This is a genomic window from Thauera sp. JM12B12, assembly GCF_039614725.1.
Lineage (GTDB): Bacteria > Pseudomonadota > Gammaproteobacteria > Burkholderiales > Rhodocyclaceae > Thauera.
This window is the reverse complement of sequence record NZ_CP154859.1, coordinates 3,290,354-3,307,929: the sequence shown is the minus strand read 5'-3', so window position 1 is coordinate 3,307,929 and position 17,576 is coordinate 3,290,354. Positions and strand designations below refer to the sequence as shown.

General features: G+C 66.9%; 16 protein-coding genes. 5 read left to right on the top strand and 11 right to left on the bottom strand.

Translation table 11 applies throughout. From position 1 onward, the window contains the following. Position 1 precedes the first annotated feature (1 nt). From AAG895_RS15010 to ccsA, 9 genes are all read right to left on the bottom strand, one after another. The gene (locus AAG895_RS15010; protein WP_345792792.1) at positions 2–1,648 is read right to left on the bottom strand and encodes a response regulator; all 1,647 of its coding nucleotides are present in this window, start codon (positions 1,646–1,648) and stop codon (positions 2–4) included. A gap of 235 nt (positions 1,649–1,883) precedes the next feature. Then, the gene (gene aspS, locus AAG895_RS15005; RefSeq protein ID WP_345792791.1) at positions 1,884–3,683 is read right to left on the bottom strand and encodes an aspartate--tRNA ligase; all 1,800 of its coding nucleotides are present in this window, start codon (positions 3,681–3,683) and stop codon (positions 1,884–1,886) included. A gap of 70 nt (positions 3,684–3,753) precedes the next feature. Continuing rightward, on the bottom strand, positions 3,754–4,377 hold the full coding sequence (locus AAG895_RS15000; RefSeq protein WP_345792790.1) for a DUF502 domain-containing protein: 624 nt from the start codon (positions 4,375–4,377) through the stop codon (positions 3,754–3,756). Between the two features lies 1 nt (position 4,378). Continuing rightward, entirely contained in the window at positions 4,379–4,654 is a 276-nt protein-coding gene (locus AAG895_RS14995; protein ID WP_345792789.1) for a zinc ribbon domain-containing protein, read from the bottom strand. Positions 4,655–4,785: 131 nt separating this feature from the next. Further along, positions 4,786–5,637: an A24 family peptidase gene (locus tag AAG895_RS14990; protein WP_345792788.1), complete on the bottom strand. Its 852-nt coding sequence runs from the start codon at positions 5,635–5,637 to the stop codon at positions 4,786–4,788. Beyond that, positions 5,638–6,870: a type II secretion system F family protein gene (locus AAG895_RS14985; protein ID WP_345792787.1), complete on the bottom strand. Its 1,233-nt coding sequence runs from the start codon at positions 6,868–6,870 to the stop codon at positions 5,638–5,640. A gap of 15 nt (positions 6,871–6,885) precedes the next feature. Continuing rightward, on the bottom strand, positions 6,886–8,601 hold the full coding sequence (pilB, locus tag AAG895_RS14980) for a type IV-A pilus assembly ATPase PilB (RefSeq protein WP_345792786.1): 1,716 nt from the start codon (positions 8,599–8,601) through the stop codon (positions 6,886–6,888). Between the two features lie 88 nt (positions 8,602–8,689). Further along, complete coding sequence (locus AAG895_RS14975; protein WP_345792785.1) at positions 8,690–9,970, bottom strand: HlyC/CorC family transporter; 1,281 nt, start codon at positions 9,968–9,970, stop codon at positions 8,690–8,692. Positions 9,971–10,047: 77 nt separating this feature from the next. Next, on the bottom strand, positions 10,048–10,881 hold the full coding sequence (gene ccsA, locus AAG895_RS14970; protein ID WP_345792784.1) for a cytochrome c biogenesis protein CcsA: 834 nt from the start codon (positions 10,879–10,881) through the stop codon (positions 10,048–10,050). A 49-nt stretch (positions 10,882–10,930) separates the two neighbouring features. Between ccsA and ffh the strand changes: the two genes are divergently transcribed. Genes ffh through gloA form a run of 5 tightly spaced genes read left to right on the top strand, consistent with a single transcriptional unit; the run spans position 10,931 to position 15,024 of the window. Then, positions 10,931–12,301, top strand: a complete 1,371-nt coding sequence (ffh, locus tag AAG895_RS14965; protein WP_345792783.1) for a signal recognition particle protein — start codon at positions 10,931–10,933, stop codon at positions 12,299–12,301. A gap of 13 nt (positions 12,302–12,314) precedes the next feature. Then, positions 12,315–13,091 carry an EI24 domain-containing protein gene (locus AAG895_RS14960; protein ID WP_345792782.1) on the top strand — a complete coding sequence of 259 codons (777 nt, stop codon included), beginning with the start codon at positions 12,315–12,317 and terminating at the stop codon, positions 13,089–13,091. Then, a complete protein-coding gene (locus AAG895_RS14955) occupies positions 13,088–13,837 on the top strand; it encodes a molybdopterin-binding protein (protein WP_345792781.1) in 750 nt (249 codons plus the stop codon). The genes AAG895_RS14960 and AAG895_RS14955 overlap by 4 nt, the downstream gene beginning before the upstream one ends. Positions 13,838–13,839: 2 nt before the next feature. Further along, positions 13,840–14,610, top strand: a complete 771-nt coding sequence (locus tag AAG895_RS14950) for a SprT family zinc-dependent metalloprotease (RefSeq protein WP_345795309.1) — start codon at positions 13,840–13,842, stop codon at positions 14,608–14,610. A gap of 27 nt (positions 14,611–14,637) precedes the next feature. Next, positions 14,638–15,024, top strand: a complete 387-nt coding sequence (gene gloA / locus AAG895_RS14945; RefSeq protein WP_345792780.1) for a lactoylglutathione lyase — start codon at positions 14,638–14,640, stop codon at positions 15,022–15,024. Between the two features lie 6 nt (positions 15,025–15,030). Here the strand turns inward: gloA and AAG895_RS14940 are convergent, their stop codons facing one another. Both AAG895_RS14940 and AAG895_RS14935 read right to left on the bottom strand, forming a co-directional pair. Next, positions 15,031–16,122: an HD domain-containing phosphohydrolase gene (locus AAG895_RS14940; RefSeq protein ID WP_345792779.1), complete on the bottom strand. Its 1,092-nt coding sequence runs from the start codon at positions 16,120–16,122 to the stop codon at positions 15,031–15,033. Between the two features lie 86 nt (positions 16,123–16,208). Beyond that, a complete protein-coding gene (locus AAG895_RS14935) occupies positions 16,209–17,453 on the bottom strand; it encodes a nitronate monooxygenase (RefSeq protein ID WP_345792778.1) in 1,245 nt (414 codons plus the stop codon). Positions 17,454–17,576: the final 123 nt, after the last annotated feature.

Genomic DNA, 17,576 nt, shown 5'->3' with positions numbered 1-17,576 from the left:
CCTAGACCTGGCGCGCCTTGGGTGCGCTGCGGTTGGGGCCGATGCCGAAGCGTTTCATCAGGTCGTGCATGAACTCGGTGATTGCGGCGAGGCGGGGGTTGGCAGGCGCCATGCGCTGGGCGCGGTCGATGAGTGTGCGGGCCTGGGTGGCGAAGGCTTCGTTCCAGCCGCGATTCTCGATGTGGCGCAACAGCGCCAGGGCGGCATTGAACAGGACGTGCGGGTTGCCGGGCATCTTGCGCGCGGCATTCATCATCTCGGCCACCGCGCCGTCGAAGTCGCCGGCGTGGGCCTTCTGCGCGCCGGTGGTGACGAGCGCCTTCACCTCGGCCTGCACCTTCGCCTCGACCTCGCGCGACAGGTGGTCGAGTCCGCGCGCGCGCAGTGCGGCGCGTGTCGATTCGAGCGTGCGGTCGTCGCCGGCGGTGCGCAGCAGGTCGGCGAGCAGCTCCGTGCCCTCGTCGCTCATCTGCTGGTCATAGCAGGCCTTGAGCAGATCCTGGCGCAGGCCTACCGAGAGGTCTCGCAGCCGGGCCGGGTTGCGCAGCGCCGCCAGCATCGACTGGCGGGCGCCTGCCTGGTCGTGCTGATGGGCCTGGATCAAGGCGCCGCCGATCGCCGCGCACAGCTCGCCCTTGGGGTGGCGTGCCAGGCTGCGTTCGAGGTCGCCCAGGGTATCGCGCGCCTCGTCGAGCTTGTGCAGGGCGAGCTGCGCCTGGAGCAGGCGGACGTGATCTTCGGGGTCGCGGAACTCCGAGTACTTGCCGCGCTCGACGGCGTCGGCGAGGCTGCGTGCGGCGGTGCCTGCGTCCCCCGCGTCGAGCGCAAGCTCGCCGAGCCGGCGCAGGCGGGTGATGCGGTAGGGCGAGAGCTCCGCCGCACGCTGCAGGGCGGCGCAGGCCTCCTGTTGGCGGCCGGTGGCCTCGCGCAGGCTGGCGAGCAGTTCGTAGGCCTCGATGAAGCGGTCGTGGCGCGCGAGCAGCTCGGTGAGGATGTGCTCGGCCTCGACCCAGGACTTCTTCAGAACCAGCATGCGCGCGAGTCCGAGCGAGGCCCAGGGGATGGGGCGGGCGGAGAGGATCTCGCGGTACAGGGTCTCGGCCTCGGCGATCTGGCCGATCCCCGCGTGCAGTTCGGCCTGCAGGCGCATGAAGTCGACCAGATGCTGGGGGTGCTCGTCGCGGGCGATGCGGCAATACGCGATCGCGCCCACCGGGTCGCCGATCCTCATCAGCTGCCAGGCGGGCAGGAACGCATCGCGCTTTTCGAACGCGCGCAGCAGCCGCACGCGGAGGGTCTCCGCGGTCAGCGGCTTGAGGATGTAGTCGTTGGGAACGAGCTCGCAGGCACTGGTCACGCGCTCGAAGTTACGCTCGGCGGTGATCATCACGAACAGGGTGTCGAGCGGGATGATCTGGTGAAGGCGCAGGTCCTCGAGCAGGTGCTGGCCATCCTGGCCTTCGCCGAGGTTGTATTCGCACAGCACGAGGTCGTAGCGCTGCGCGCGCAGGCGGCGCATCGCCATCGTTGCCGACACGGCGAACTGCGGTGCCTCGATGCCGATCGAGGTGAGCATATTGCGCAACTGCGCACGCATGGTCGCCTGGCTCTCGACGACGAGGACATCGATTTCGTGGGAAAGCAGCATCGGACGGGGCACCGGACGCACGCGGCAGGCGTGCCATGACCGAAGATTACGGCAGGTGGCGAAAAGCCTGAAGCCCCTGCGACGAAGAAAGCGTGTTCTTCGTCGCAGGGGCTTCAGGCATGGGCGCCCGGAGCGGGCGCGGCGATGTGGGAGCGGGCTTGTCCGCGCATGCAGCGGCGCTGCGCAGGCTACGGGCGAGCAGGCCCGCTCCGACAGACTCGGGCCGGGCGCGTGATCAGCCGCGCTCGACCTCGACCTGGGTCTCGACCTTCTGGCGCAGGCGGATGTGCAGCTCGCGCAGCTGCTTCTCGTCCACCCCGCTCGGCGCGTCGGTGAGCAGGCACTGGGCGCGCTGGGTCTTGGGGAAGGCGATCACGTCGCGGATGGACTCGGCGCCGGTCATCATGGTGACGATGCGATCGAGGCCGAAGGCCAGGCCGCCGTGCGGCGGCGCGCCGTACTTGAGCGCGTCGAGCAGGAAACCGAACTTGGCCTGCTGCTCCTCGGGGCCGATGTGGAGCGCCTCGAACACGCGCGCCTGCACGTCGGCGCGGTGGATACGCACCGAGCCGCCGCCGATCTCCCAGCCGTTCAAGGCGAGGTCGTAGGCCTTGGCCAGGCACTCGCCCGGGTTGGTCTCGAGCAGGTCGATGTGCTCGTCCTTCGGGCTGGTGAAGGGGTGGTGGCAGGCGGTCCAGCGCTTGTCGTCCTCGTCGTACTCGAACATCGGGAAGTCGACCACCCACAGCGGGCGCCAGGCCTCGCCGGTCACATACCCCTTCTCATGGCCGAGCTTGATGCGCAGCGCGCCCATGGCGTCGTTGACCACCTTGGTCTTGTCGGCGCCGAAGAAGATCAGGTCGCCCGACTGGGCACCGGTGCGCTCGAGGATGGTACGCAGCGCGGTCTCGTGCAGGTTCTTGACGATCGGCGACTGCAGGCCCTGCTCGTTGGGCTGGCTGGCGTCATTGACCTTGATGTAGGCGAGGCCCTTGGCGCCGTAGATGCCGACGAACTTGGTGTATTCGTCGATCTCGCCGCGGGTGAGGCTGTTGCCGCCCGGCACGCGCATCGCGGCGACGCGACCGCCCGAGGTGGCGGGGCCGCTGAAGACCTTGAAGGCGACGTCCTGCACCGCGTCGGTGACGTCGGTGAGCTCGAGCGTCACGCGCAGGTCCGGCTTGTCCGAGCCGTAGCGGCGCATCGCCTCGGCGTAGGTCATGCGCGGGAAGGGAGCGGGCAGCTCGACGTCCATCGCCTCCTTGAACACGAAGCGGATCATCTCCTCGACCAGCGCGGTGATCTGGTGTTCGTCCATGAAGGACGTCTCCAGATCGACCTGGGTGAATTCGGGCTGGCGGTCGGCGCGCAGATCCTCGTCGCGGAAGCACTTGACGATCTGGTAGTAGCGATCGTAGCCGGCCACCATCAGCAGCTGCTTGAAGAGCTGGGGCGACTGCGGCAGGGCGAAGAACTGGCCCGGGTGCACGCGCGAGGGCACCAGGTAGTCGCGTGCGCCCTCCGGGGTGCTCTTGGTGAGCATCGGCGTCTCGACGTCGATGAAGCCGGCGCCGTCGAGGAAGCGGCGGAAGGCCATCGTGGTCTTGTAGCGCAGCATCAGGTTCTTCTGCATCTGCGGGCGACGCAGGTCGATGACGCGGTTGGTCAGGCGCACCGTCTCGGACAGGTTCTCGTCGTCGAGCTGGAAGGGCGGCGTGGCGGCGGCGTTGAGCACCTCGATGTCGTGACAGAGGATCTCGATCTCGCCCGAGGTCAGGTTGGCGTTCTCGGTGCCGGCAGGACGGCGGCGCACCTTGCCGCTCATCTTGAGCACGAACTCGCTGCGCACCGACTCGGCGGTCTTGAACATCTCGGCGCGGTCGGGATCGCACACCACCTGCACCAGGCCCTCGCGGTCGCGCAGGTCGATGAAGATCACCCCGCCGTGGTCGCGGCGACGGTGCACCCAGCCGCAAATGGTGACGATCTGGTCGAGGTCGGTGGCGGTGACTTTTCCGCAGTAGTGAGTTCGCATGGATGGATTCCGGCAGTTCTGGGTCGTGGCGCGCGGGCGTCGCACGGCGGTCTGAGAGAGGTGTGGGTTCTTACTCGTTGAGCAGCGCAGGCCGCTCGACACGGCGTGTCGGCGGGGCGACGACGCCCATCGAGATGATGTACTTGAGCGCCTCATCGACGCTCATGTCGAGCTCGACCACGTCTTCCCGCGGCATCATCAGGAAGAAGCCCGAGGTCGGGTTCGGCGTGGTCGGCACGTAGATGCTGACGTAGTCGCCCCGGAGGTGGTTGGCGGCATCCCCGCCGGGCTTGCCCGTGAGGAAGGCGATCGTCCACGAGCCCTGGCGCGGGTACTGCACGAGCAGCGCCTTGCGGAAGGCCTGGCCGCTGCTCGAGAACAGGGTGTCCGAGACCTGCTTGACGCTGTAGTAGATCGACTTCACCACCGGGATGCGGGCGAGCAGGGCCTCCCACAGCTTCACCAGCTTCTGGCCGAGCACGTTGGCGGCGATGAGGCCGGTAAAGAACACGATCAGCAGACTCGCCACCAGGCCGACGCCGGGTATGTCGAAGCCGATGTAGCGGCTGGGCTGGTATTCGGTGGGAAGCCAGAGCAGGATGGCGTCGAGCGTGCCGACGATCCAGGCGAGCACCATGAAGGTGATCGCCAGCGGGATCCAGATCAGCAGGCCGGTGATGAAGTATTTTTTCAAGTCAGTGGCACGCGCAGCCGCCGCCGCAGCTGGCTGCAGGCGCGGTGTCGGAAGAGGAGGACGAGGTGGCGGCCGCGGGCGCGGCAGACGAGCCGCCGCCCTTGAAGTCGGTGGCGTACCAGCCCGAGCCCTTGAGCTGGAAGCCGGCGGCCGACAGCAGCTTGGCGTAGCCGGTGGCGCCGCAGGACGGGCAGGCGGTCAGCGGGGCATCGCTCATTTTCTGCAGGTGTTCCTTCTGGAAACCGCAGCTCGGGCAACGATATTCGTAGATGGGCATGAGAAGCTCCCTGAAACAGGTGCGCAAGTCTAACGCAATGCAGCATAAGGAAAAAGCGCACCCCGATCGCCGGGGCGCGCTCGACAGATGAGGGCTGTGCGGGCCCGCTTCAAGCCCCTGCAGGGCAGCGGTCAGAGCAGGCCGAGATAGCGCGTGGTCAGCGCCTCGCCCCAGAACAGGGCGAGCACCCCGGCGGCCGCAAGATAGGGGCCGAAGGGAATCGGCACGTTGCGGCCGTGGCGTGCGAAGACGATGAGGGCGATGCCGACCACAGCGCCGACCAGCGAGGACAGCAGGATGGTCAGCGGCAACACCTGCCACCCCAGCCACGCCCCGATCGCGCCGAGCAGCTTGAAGTCGCCGTAGCCCATGCCTTCCTTGCCGGTGGCGAGCTTGAACAGCCAGAACACCGACCACAGCGCGAGGTAACCGGCCATCGCGCCGATGACCGCGGCCGGCAGCTCGGTGTAGGTGCCGGCGAGGTTGAAGGCCAGCCCCAGCCACAGCAGCGGCAGCGTGATGTCGTCGGGCAGCAACTGGGTGTCGAGGTCGATGAAGGCCAGCGCCACCATCGCCCAGATGAAGAGCAGGGCGCCGAGCGCGGCGAGGCCGAAGCCGAAGTGCCAGGCAGCATAGCCCGACAACGCTGCGGTGAAGGCCTCGACGATCGGGTAGCGCTTGCTGATGCCCGCGCCGCAATGACGGCAGCGCCCGCGCAGCAGCACGTAGCTGACCACCGGGATGTTCTCGAGCGCGCCGATCGCGTGGCCGCAGTGGGGGCAGCGCGAGCGCGGGGTGGCGAGGTTGAAGCGCTCGGTCGCCGGCGCCTCCTCGCCGCGCAGCTCGGCGGCCTGGGCGTGCCAGTCGCGCGTCATCATCTGCGGCAGGCGGTGGATGACGACGTTGAGGAAGCTGCCGACGAAGAGGCCGAGCAGGCTGGCGAGGGCCGCGAAGGCCGCCGGATCGTTCAGGAGCTCGCGCATTCAGCCGACGACCGCGCCAAGCTTGAAGATCGGCAGATACATCGCGACCACGAGGCCGCCGATGACGGTGCCGAGGAAGACCATGATCAGCGGCTCCAGCAGCTGCGACAGGCCGGCGACGGCGTCATCCACTTCCTGCTCGAAGAAGTCGGCGACCTTGCTGAGCATGCTGTCGAGCTGGCCGGACTCCTCGCCGATGGACACCATCTGCACCACCATGGTCGGGAACACGTCGGCGTTCTGCATCGCGATGGTGAGGCTGGTGCCGGTGCTGACTTCGCTCTGGATCTGCCGAGTGGCCACCAGATAGACGTAGTTGCCCGCGGCGCCGCCGACCGAGTCCAGCGCCTCCACCAGCGGTACGCCGGCGGCGAACATCGTCGATAGCGTGCGTGTCCAGCGTGCGACCGTGGCCTTGCGGATGATCGGGCCGATGACCGGGAAGCGCAGCAGCGTGCGGTCGAGCGCGATCTGCATGGCGGTGGAGCGCTTGTAGCTCCAGGCGATGAAGACGATCGCCCCGATCAGGGCGCCGAACACCAGGTACCAGGACTCGACGAAGAAGTCCGACATCGCGATCACCAGCATCGTGGGTGCCGGCAGGTCGGCGCCGAAGCTGGCGAAAACGCTCTTGAACTCGGGGATCACGAACAGCATCATCACCGAGACCACCAGGCCGGCGACCACGACCACGGCCGCGGGATAGAAGAGCGCAGACTTGATCTTGCTCTTGATCGCGAGGATCTTTTCCTTGTAGGTCGCGATGCGGTCGAGCAGGCTGTCGAGGATGCCGGCCTGTTCGCCGGCGGCGACCAGGTTGCAGAACAGCTTGTCGAAGTGCTGCGGGTGCTTCGCGAAGGCCTGAGAAAGGTTGAGGCCGGTCTCGACGTCGGTACGGATGTCGTTGAGCAGGCGCGACAGCGCAGCGTTGCCCGAACCCTTCATGGCGATGTCGAAGGCCTGCAGCAGCGGCACGCCGGACTTCATCATGGTCGCGAGCTGGCGGGTGAAGAGCGCGATGTCCTTGTCGCTGATGCGCCCGCCGCGGGCCATCTTGTGCTTCCTGACCTTGCTGACCTGGACGCCCTGGCGGCGCAGCATGGCCTGAACCATGGCCTCGCCGGCGGCGCGGATCTCGCCGCGCACGACCTTGCCCGTCTTGTCCTTGCCTTCCCAGGTGTACAGGTCTTCCTTCGGACCTGTGGCGCGCACCGCCCGGCTTGCTGTCGCCATGAGATCGAACGTCCTTTATTCGTTGGTCGTCGCCAGCACTTCTTCCAGCGAGGTGACGCCCTGTTTTACCTTGCGCAGACCCGACTGGCGCAGGTCGCGCACGCCGTCGCGCTGGGCTTGGGCCGCGATGTCCATCGAGTTGCCTCCGGTCATGATGATGTGGGCGATCTCCTCGGTGATCGGCATCACCTGATAGATGCCCACGCGACCCTTGTAGCCGCTGCCCTTGCAGCGGTCACAGCCGACCGGACCCATGGGTTGCCAGCTTCCGTCCAAGTCCTCGGCGCCGAATCCGGCTTCCAGCAGCGCCTCGACCGGGATGTCCACCGGCTTCTTGCAGGAGCATAGCCGGCGGGCAAGGCGCTGGGCCGTGATAAGAATCACCGAGGATGCGATATTGAACGGCGCCACGCCCATATTCTTGAGGCGCTCGAGCGTCGAAGGTGCGTCGTTGGTATGCAGGGTGGAGAGCACGAGGTGGCCGGTCTGCGCCGCCTTGATCGCGATCTCCGCAGTTTCGAGGTCGCGGATCTCGCCGACCATGATGATGTCCGGGTCCTGGCGCAGGAATGCACGCAGCGCAGCCGAGAAGGTGAGGCCGGCCTTTTCGTTGACGTTCACCTGGTTGATGCCGGGCAGGTTGATTTCGGCCGGATCTTCCGCCGTGGAGATGTTCACCCCCGGCTGGTTGAGGATGTTGAGGCAGGTGTAGAGCGAAACCGTCTTGCCCGAGCCGGTCGGCCCGGTGACCAGGATCATGCCGTAGGGGCGCTGGACGGCGCCGAGCAGCGCTTCCTTCTGGTCCGGGTCGTAGCCGAGCGCGTCGATGCCGAGCATGGCCGAGCTCGGGTCGAGGATACGCATGACGATCTTCTCGCCATGCAGCGTCGGCAGCGTCGACACGCGGAAATCGATCGCCTTGTTCTTGGACAGCACCAGCTTCATGCGTCCGTCCTGCGGCACGCGCTTCTCGGAGATGTCCAGCCGGGAGATCACCTTGATGCGTGCGGCGATCTTGTCCTTGAGCACCAGCGGCGGCTGCGCGATGTCACGCAGGATGCCGTCGGTGCGCACGCGGATGCGGTAGTACTTCTCGTAGGGCTCGAAGTGGATGTCGGAGGCGCCCTCGTTGATCGCGTCCACCAGCACTTTCTGGATGAACTTGACGACCGGCGCGTCATCGACCTCGTTGGCCTCCTCCTCGTCACGCTGCTGCGTCGGGCTGTCCTGCTGCAGCATGTCCATGTCGAAGGCTTCGCCGGTAAGCTCCTTCAGGGTGTCGGCGGCCGATTCGGTCAGGGCGTCGACCGTGCGCTTGAGCTTGTCCGCCTCGGCGATCACGAGGTCGAGCTGCATGCCGGTCTGGAAGCGGATCTCGTCAAGCGCGCGCAGGTTGGATGGGTCGGCGACGGCGAGCGTGATCCTGTTCTGGCGCTTGAGCAGCGGCGCGACCTGATGCTTGGAGAGCAGCTTGCGGTCTACCGCATCGCGCGCGAACATCGCCGGGTCGAAGGCCGCGATGTCGAGCAGCGGGTAGCCGAAGGTCTCGGCGGCGAAGCGCGCCATCGCGGCGCAACTCATCAGGCCGCGGTTGGCCACCTCAAGCATGAAGGCGTTGGTCGCCTCGCCCGCGTGAGCGGAGCACGCCGCGGCATCTGCTTCCTGCAGATGCTCGTGCTGGATCAACGCCCTGGCGAAACCGCTCAGGGCCGGTTTGGTGCTTGCGGCCATGCCTTGCCCGTGTTCGAGGTGCGGCCGATGTTGCACGCCGGGTGCAGGCTTGTAAAGCCTTGCGCGGCCAGGGGCGTGACCGGGTGCTTCATTGCTCTTCGGGGCGCGGCACCGGGCGGAACAGCCGCGCCGTGCGGACCATGCGGTCCTGGGTCTGCACGACTTCGATCGGCGTGTCGGCGATCTTCATCGAGACGCCGGTTTCGGGAATGTCCTGCAGGTGCTCGAGGATCAGGCCGTTGAGGGTCTTCGGGCCGTCTGTCGGCAGTTCGAGTTCGAGCTTGCGGTTGAGCTCGCGCAGGTTCGCCGAGCCGTCCACCAGCACGCTGCCTTCGTCGTTCCAAGCCATGCGGTCGCCGGCGTCCGGGGTGCTGGTCGTGAACTTTCCGATCAGCTCCTCGATGATGTCTTCCAGCGTGATGAGTCCGAGCAGCTCGCCATACTCGTCGACCACGAAGGCGAGTCGCTGCTGGTTCTCCTGGAAGAACTGGAGCTGCGAATACAACGGCGTGTCGGCGGGCACGAAGTAAGGGCGGGCGAGCAGTTCGCGGATGCGTTCGGCGCTGAAGGATTCGTCGAGCAGGTTGCTCAGCAGCCGGCGCTGGTGGAGCACGCCGACCACGTGTTCGCGGTCGCCGTCGAATACGGCAAGCCGGGTATGGAAGCTCGTGCCGATCTGGCGACGGATGTCGTCCTCGGGATCGGACAGGTCCACGCCTTCGATCGCGCCACGCGGCGTCATCACGTCCTCGACGGTGATGCTCTCGAGATCGAACAGGTTCATCAGGATGCTGCGGTGCTTGTGCGGGATGTACTGTCCCGACTCGATCACCATCGCGCGCAGCTCCTCGACCGAGAGCGCGCCGCTGTTGTCCTCCCTCGGCTTGAGTCGCAGCAGCGCCAGCAGCCCGCGCGAGAACAGGTTCACGAACCAGACCGCGAAGTAGAAGCTGCGCAGCAGCGCCGACAGCGGATAGGCCACGATCGGCGCCAGGCGATCGGCGTTGTTGGCGCCGATGACCTTGGGCGTGATCTCCGCGAACACCAGGATCGCGAACGTCACCAGCAGGGTGGCGATCCCGAGCGCCCAGCGCTCGTCGCCGAACAGCTCGAGCGTGATCACGCTCACCAGGGTGGCGGCGGCGGTGTTGACGAGGTTGTTGAACAGCAGGATGACGCCGAGCAGGCGGTCGGTGCGGGCGAGCAGGTCGATGGCGAGGCCTGCGCCGCGGTTGCCTTGCGCGGCCAGCGAGCGCAGTCGATAACGGTTGGCCGCCATCATCACCGTCTCCGACATCGAGAAGCAGGCCGACAGCACCAGCAACACGACGAGGGCGGCGATCTGAAACGTCAGGTGTATGTCCGACACGAGTGGCGCGGGAAGTCCATGGGGGGGCGAGTATTGGTGGGGGACGGAGTCGTGTCAATGACGCCGGCGCGCGTCCCTCAGCCCGTACGGTGGAGCACGACCTCGACCACGAAGCGGCTGCCCACGTAGGCGAGCATCAGCGCCACGAAGCCTGCCAGCGTCCACCGCAGGGCCACGCGGCCACGCCAGCCCCACAGCCAGCGCCCGACCAGCAGGCCGCCGAACAGTAGCCAGGAGATCACCGCAAACACGGTCTTGTGGTCAGCGCGCAGGGCCTGGCCGAACAGCGTTTCGGAGAACAGCAGGCCGGTGACCAAGGTCAGCGTGAGCAGCACGAAGGCGATGCTGATCAGCCGGAACAGCAGCGCCTCCATCGTCAGCAGTGGCGGCAATCCGGCGAGCAGCCGGCTGAAGCGCGCATTGTGCAACTGGCGGCTGGCAACCGACATCAGCATCGCGTGCAGCGCGGCGAGCGTGAACAGACTGTACGCCAGCATGGCGATGACGAAATGTACGCGGAAGGCCGGCGACGCCGCGTTGGTGAGCACGTGACCGCCTGGAAAGAACAGTGGTACGAGGCTCGCCAACGCGCCCGCGGGCATCACGACGGCATGAAGGCCGTCGAGCCGCGTGTAGAGGGTCTCGACCCAGTAGAAGCACACGGCCAGCCAAACCATCAGCGAAACCGCCACACCGAAGCCGAAGCGCATGTCGGTACCGGGGAAGATCGCGACATGGAGGCTTGCGCCGTGGGCGACGATCGCCGCGAGCAGCAACAGGCGCTCGCGCCTGCTCATGCATTCGCGCTGGCGCGAATGCCCCGCGCCGCCCATCACGCAAGTACGCCAGAAGATCAGCCCCACGGCGGCGTAAAGCGAGGCGGGAACCAGATGAAGTAGAATCGTGCCCATAGTTAGCCCGCAGTTTACTCCAAGTCACGCGACCAAGGCCTGTACGAACATGCTCGACAATCTGACCCAACGCCTGTCCAAAGTCGTCAAGACCCTGCGCGGGCAGGCCCGCCTCACCGACGAGAACATCCAGGACGCGATGCGCGAGGTGCGCATGGCCTTGCTCGAGGCAGACGTCGCGCTGCCGGTGGTCAAGGACTTCGTTGCCAAGGTCAAGGAGAAGGCCGTCGGCCAGGAGGTGATCGGCTCGCTGACGCCGGGGCAGGCCCTGGTGGGCGTCGTGCATGACGAGCTCAAGGCGCTCATGGGCGGAGCGCACGAAGGGCTGGACCTGTCCACCCAGCCGCCAGCGGTGGTGCTGATGGCCGGCCTGCAGGGCGCCGGCAAGACCACGACCACCGGCAAGCTCGCCAAGCTGCTGCATGAGCAGCAGAAGAAGAAGGTGCTGGTCGTGTCGACCGACGTCTATCGTCCGGCCGCGATCGAGCAGTTGAAGACGGTGGCTGCGCAGGCCGGGGTCGGCTTCTTCCCGTCCGAGACCGTGCAGAAGCCGGTCGACATCGCGCTCGCCGCGCTCGACTACGCACGCAAGCACCATGTCGACGTGTTGCTGGTCGACACCGCCGGCCGGCTCGCGGTGGACGAGGCCATGATGGCCGAGATCAAGGATCTGCACGCCGCGGTCAAGCCGATCGAGACCTTGTTCGTGGTCGACGCGATGCTCGGTCAGGACGCGGTCAATACCGCGCGCGCCTTCAACGAGGCCTTGCCGCTCACCGGTGTGGTACTGACCAAGCTCGACGGTGACTCGCGCGGCGGTGCGGCGCTGTCGGTGCGCCACGTCACCGGCAAGCCGCTGAAGTTCGCCGGCATCGGCGAGAAGCTCTCCGGCCTCGAGCCCTTCCACCCCGATCGCATGGCCAGTCGCATCCTCGGCATGGGCGACATCCTCGGCCTGGTCGAGGAGGCGCGCCGCGGTGTCGACGAGGAGAAGGCCAAGGCCTTCGCGCAGAAGCTCAAGACGGGCAAGGGCTTCGATCTCAACGACTTCAAGGAGCAGATCGCCCAGATGCGCAAGATGGGTGGTCTGGCCTCGATGATGGACAAGCTGCCGGCGCAGTTCGCCCAGGCCGCGGGCAAGCTGCAGGGCGGGGCGGAGGAGAAGGCGATCGGTCGCATCGAAGGCATCATCAACTCGATGACGCCGCTCGAACGCGCCAAGCCCGAACTCCTCAAGGCCAGCCGCAAGCGGCGGATTGCCGCCGGAGCCGGCGTCACGGTGCAGGAGGTCAATCGCCTGCTGAACCAGTTCGAACAGACGCAGAAAGTCATGAAGCAATTCTCCAAGGGCGGCATGAACAAGATGATGCGGGCGATGAAGGGCATGATGCCGGGCGGCCTCCCGGGCATGCCGCGTTGAGGATGCGTTGCCGATGAAGGACATCGTCGTCGCCTTCGGGCGGGCGGGCCGCAGCCTGACGCGGCGTGACATCTTCTGGCACCTGCTCTGGCCGGGGCTGCTTGCGCTTGTGATCTGGGCGGTGGTCGCGGTGATGCTGTGGACGCCCGTCACGGAGGGGCTGTACGGCTGGGTGAGCGGCTGGACATTCATCAACGGCTGGCTCACGGCCAGCGAGACCACGGCGGCGATCGTGCTGGTCCTGATCCAGATCGCGGTTGCGCTGCTCATCGTGCCGCTGGTGTATGTCACGGCGGCGATGCTGGTCGCCACCATCGCGCTGCCGCTGATGCTCGAGAAAGTCGCGCGCCGCGACTATGCGGATCTCGAGCAGCGGCATGGGGGGTCCAACCTCGGCAGCGCGTGGAACTCGATCCTCGCCGGCGTGCTGTTCCTGGTCGCCCTCGTCGTGTCCTTGCCGTTCTGGCTGATTCCGGGCGCTGGCCTGCTGATCTCGGTCGCGCTCACCGGCTGGCTCAACCAGCGCGCCTTCGGCTACGACGCGCTCATGTTTCATGCCGACAAGGCCGAACTGCAGCGTCTGCGCGAGGACTGGCGGCCGCAGATGCTGCTGCTCGGTGGTGGCAGCGCGCTGCTCGCATACGTGCCGGTGATCAACCTGGTGGCGCCGGCCTTCGCCGGCCTCGCCTTCGTCCATTACATGCTGGAAACCCTGCGCCGGCATCGGCTCAAGTACGGTGTGACCGTGCTCGATGCCGATGCCGGCGCCTCGACGCGGAAGCTGCCATGAACTTCGGTGCCCTCATCATCGGCGACGAGATCCTGTCCGGCCGCCGCAGCGACAAGCACCTCGCCAAGCTCATCGACCTGCTCGCCGCGCGCGGGCTCAAGCTGTCGTGGGCGCGCTACGTCGGCGACGACTTCGGGCGCCTGACCGAGACCCTGCGCCAGACCTTCGCCAGCGGCGACGTGGTGTTCAGCTTCGGCGGCATCGGGGCCACCCCGGACGATCGCACCCGCGAGGCAGCCGGTGCCGCGCTCGGCCTCGAGCTGGCGCTGCACCCCGAAGCCGAGGCCGAGATCCGCGCCCGCTTCGGCGACGAGATCACGCCCGAGCGCCTGCAGATGGGCGTCTATCCGGTCGGCAGCGCGATCATTCCAAACGCTTTCAACCGCATTCCCGGCTTCTCGATCCGCGAGCATTACTTCACGCCCGGCTTTCCGGTGATGGCCTGGCCGATGGTCGAGTGGGTGCTCGACACCCACTACGCCCATCTGCACCACGCCGAGGACTACGTCGAGCAGGCGGTCACGGTATGGGATGTCTATGAGGGTCAGCTCATCGGCCTGATGCGACAGGTCACCGCGGACTTTCCCGACACCACGCTGTTCAGCCTGCCGACCATCGCCGCCGAAGGTCAGCGTCGCTCGCTGGAACTCGGCATGAAGGGGGCGAGTGCACGCGTCGCGGAGGCCATGGCGTGCATCACGGCCGACCTGAGCGCCCGCGGCCTCAGCTGGGAAGACAAGGTTTGATCCTGGGCCGACGGCCGGCTGCGCAGGAGCGGGCGCACAGCCTCGTCATCGACGGCACGCGGGTCGACCTCGTCGTGCGGCGCTCGGCACGGCGCTCGTTCGCGCTGCAGGTCGATCATCGTGGCGCGCGGGTCGCCGCGCCGCTGCGCGCGCCGCTGGGCGAGATCGAGCGCTTCGTGTTCAGCCATGGGCGCTGGTTGCTCGATCGCCTGCAGGCGCGCGCGGCGGTCACGGCGACGCCTCCGGTCGAGATCGTGGATGGCGCGTCCCTGCCGCTGTTCGGGGAGGCGTTCGTGCTTCGCCTCCACGATGGGCGCAGCACGCGCTGGCGGCTGCGGCCCGAGGGCGGCGAGGAACTCCTGCTGCCGACCGCCGTCGATCCCCTGCGTGCGCTGTTGCGCGCCCTGCAGCTGCGCGCGCTGACCTGGTATCGCGGACGGGTCGAGGAGTATTGTCATCGCCTCGGCCTTGCCGTGCCTGCGGTACGGCTTTCCAATGCGCGTACGCGCTGGGGAAGCTGCAGCAGCCGCTCGGGCATCCGCCTGCACTGGCGGCTGATCCATCTGCCGCCAGACCTGATCGACTACGTCGTCGCGCACGAGGTGGCGCACCTGCTCGAGATGAACCATTCGCCGCGTTTCTGGGCGGTGGTCGAGCGGCTCTACCCCGACTGGCGCGATGCGCGCGCTGCCCTGCGCAGGGCGGCCGCAAGCCTGCCGGTGCTCGCCGCGGCGCCGGCCGCCGACAGCGGCCGCTTCGACGGCGAAGACTGAGATCCACACTCCAAGAGGAACCTCAACATGCGAATCCTTCACACCATGCTCCGCGTCGGCGACCTCGACCGCTCGCTCGCGTTCTACACCGAGGTGCTCGGCATGCGCCTGCTGCGGCGCCAGGACTACCCGGACGGCCAGTTCACGCTCGCCTTCGTCGGCTATGAGGACGAGGCCGATGCCGCGGTGCTCGAGCTGACCTACAACTGGGGCGTCGATCGCTACGAGCTGGGCACGGCCTACGGGCACATCGCACTCGAGGTCGAGGATGCGAGGAAGGCCTGCGACGACATCCGTGTGCGCGGCGGGAAAGTGGTGCGCGAGGCGGGTCCGATGAAGCACGGGACCACCGTGATCGCGTTCGTCGAGGATCCGGACGGCTACAAGGTCGAGCTCATCGAGCGCCGGCGCTGAGCGGGTTCATTGCTGCGGAACAGGGGCGAAGGCGGACTCGCCTTCGTCGCGGAAGCGCAGCCGGATGTCTTGCACCGCGTCCCAGCCCTGCAGCAGCGCATCGACGCAATCTGCATCGAAGTGCGAGCCGCGACCCTCGCGCAGCAGCGCGATCGCGCGCGAGAGCGGCCACGCCGGTTTGTAGGGCCGCGCAGAGGTGAGGGCGTCGAAGACGTCGGCGACGGCGACGATGCGTCCCTCGATCGGGATGGCTGCGCCGGCGAGCTGCTGCGGGTAACCCGTGCCGTCAAACTTCTCGTGGTGGGTGAGGGCGATCGAGGCGCCCAGGCGCAGGATGCTCGATGACGAGTCCTTGAGGATGTCGTAACCGATTGCCGGGTGCTGCTTCATCACCGCGAACTCTTCTGGGGTGAGCCGCCCGGCCTTGAGCAGGATGGTGTCGGGGATGCCGAGCTTGCCGACATCGTGCATCGGCGCGGCCATCATCAAGGCGTCGATGAAGTCTGGGGCGTGCCCGAGCTGCTGGGCGATCAGCGCCGAGTAGTGGGCCATGCGCTGGATGTGGGCGCCGGTTTCCGGGTCGCGGAATTCGGCCGCGCGCGCCAGCCGGGTAATGGTCTCGCGCTCGCGGTCGACGATGGCGGCCGTGGCCTTGCGCACCTCCTCGGCGAGCAGTTCGGCGCGTTGCCGGCTTGCCAGGTGCGCCTCGCGCAGCTTGAGCATGTTGCGGACGCGGACTTCGAATTCGCGGCCGTCGATCGGTTTGGTGAGGAAGTCGCTGGCACCGCAGTCGAGTGCCTCGTAGCGGACGGGGCGCTCGTGGCTCGCGGTGACCATGAGGATGGGCAGGTCGTCGCGGTTGCGTACGCTGCGCAGGCGGCGGATGAATTCGAGCCCGTCCATGTCCGGCATCATGTAGTCGACGATGACCAGGTCGGGCTCGTGCCGAATGCACCATGAGAGCGCCTCCGCCGGCCGCTCGAAGGCTTGGGCGCGGGTCTGGCCGAGGCGATCGACCAGCTTGCTCATCAGGATGAGATTGAGCGGGGTGTCGTCGACGACGGCGACCAGCATCGGACGGTCGGATGAGGAATTCATGCGCGGAGTATCCCGGCACGCGAACGGGCTGCCGAGGAACTATTCCGCATCCGCGCGCGTGCCGCTGAGCCGCGCGCGCGGTGTCTTCACTCGGGCAGGGCGATCTTGCCGTCGGTGCTGAACTGGTAGTCCCGGAATACGTGCTCGGCCGACAGAATCCGGTAGTCGCCGTTGTCCTCGCGCAAGGTGGTGTCCTTGAGGCGGTAGGTGTAGTGGCCGCAGGTCCAGCAGTCGAAGTTGCGCATGTGGGTGCACAGACAGGTCTTGTCGAACACCTTGACCTTCTTCGCGTCGGGGTGGGCCGCCACCTCGCGGTTGTAGGCCTCGATGTACTGGCAGTTGCCGGTGGAGTCGAGCAGGTATCCGTAGGCCTCGCAGTTGGGGCGGATGCCCGAGCCGATCGCCGGGCTGCTCTTCAGCATGCGCATCGGGTAGCCCGTGGGTGAAATCTGGTTGACCTCGATCTCGTCCTCCTCGGCCTTGAAATAGTCCTGCTTGACCTCGTCGGGCAAGCCGCATTCCTTCGTCACCGTGAATCGCGTCGCGACCTGCACGCCGGCGGCTCCGGCCTCGAGGAAATTCACCGCATCGGTGCCGGTGAAGATGCCGCCCGCGGGAATGAGCGGGATCTCGAGTTGCTGCTCGCGCATCCAGTCGCGGATCTCGGCGACGATGGTGGCGAGGTCGTATTCCGCCCAGTCCATGCCAAAGCCGAGGTGACCGCCAGCAAGCGGACCTTCGACCACGACGTAGTCGGGCATGCGCCCGGTGCGCGCGCTCTTCTTGAGGAAGAGCTGCAGCGCGCGCAGCGAACTGACGATGATGCCGAGCTGCACGTCGCGGAAGCGCGGGTGGTCCTCGATCAGCGCGAACGAGCCCAGGTGCAGGCCGGCGGCCAGCGTGATGCCGTCGATGCCGTGATCCATCGCGGTGCGAAGGCGAACGCGAAGGGTCTCCTTGGGCGCGTTCATCGTCAGCTTTTCCATGCAGTTGATGAACACCATGCCCGGCCCGCGCTTGCGCTCCATGGTGCGGCTGACGTGGGTCGCGGTCGCCTCGGCGATGAGGCCGAGGTCGAACTGCACCACGGACTTGTCGGCATTGGCAACGTTGAACTTGTACTGCTGCAGCTTGTTCTTGACGTACTTGGTGTTGTAGCGCCGGTCGGACACGGTCGGCAGCATGGCGTCGGAGATGTGCCCGATGCCTCCCAGGCGGGCGGCCTCGAGGGCGAGATCGGCGGTGGAAATATCCACCCCCATGCCGCCCACCATGATCGGCACGAGCTCGCTGGAACCCAGTTTCAGGCGGAAGTCATCAACACGCTTCATTGCTTCGAGTCCGTTAATTCGGCAGTCCGACATTATCACCCGACAGGCCGTTTCAGCCCAGTGCTGCAGCACGGTCCGGCGCTTCGGTTACCATGCGCCTTCGACTGGAAATAGGGCGAAGGG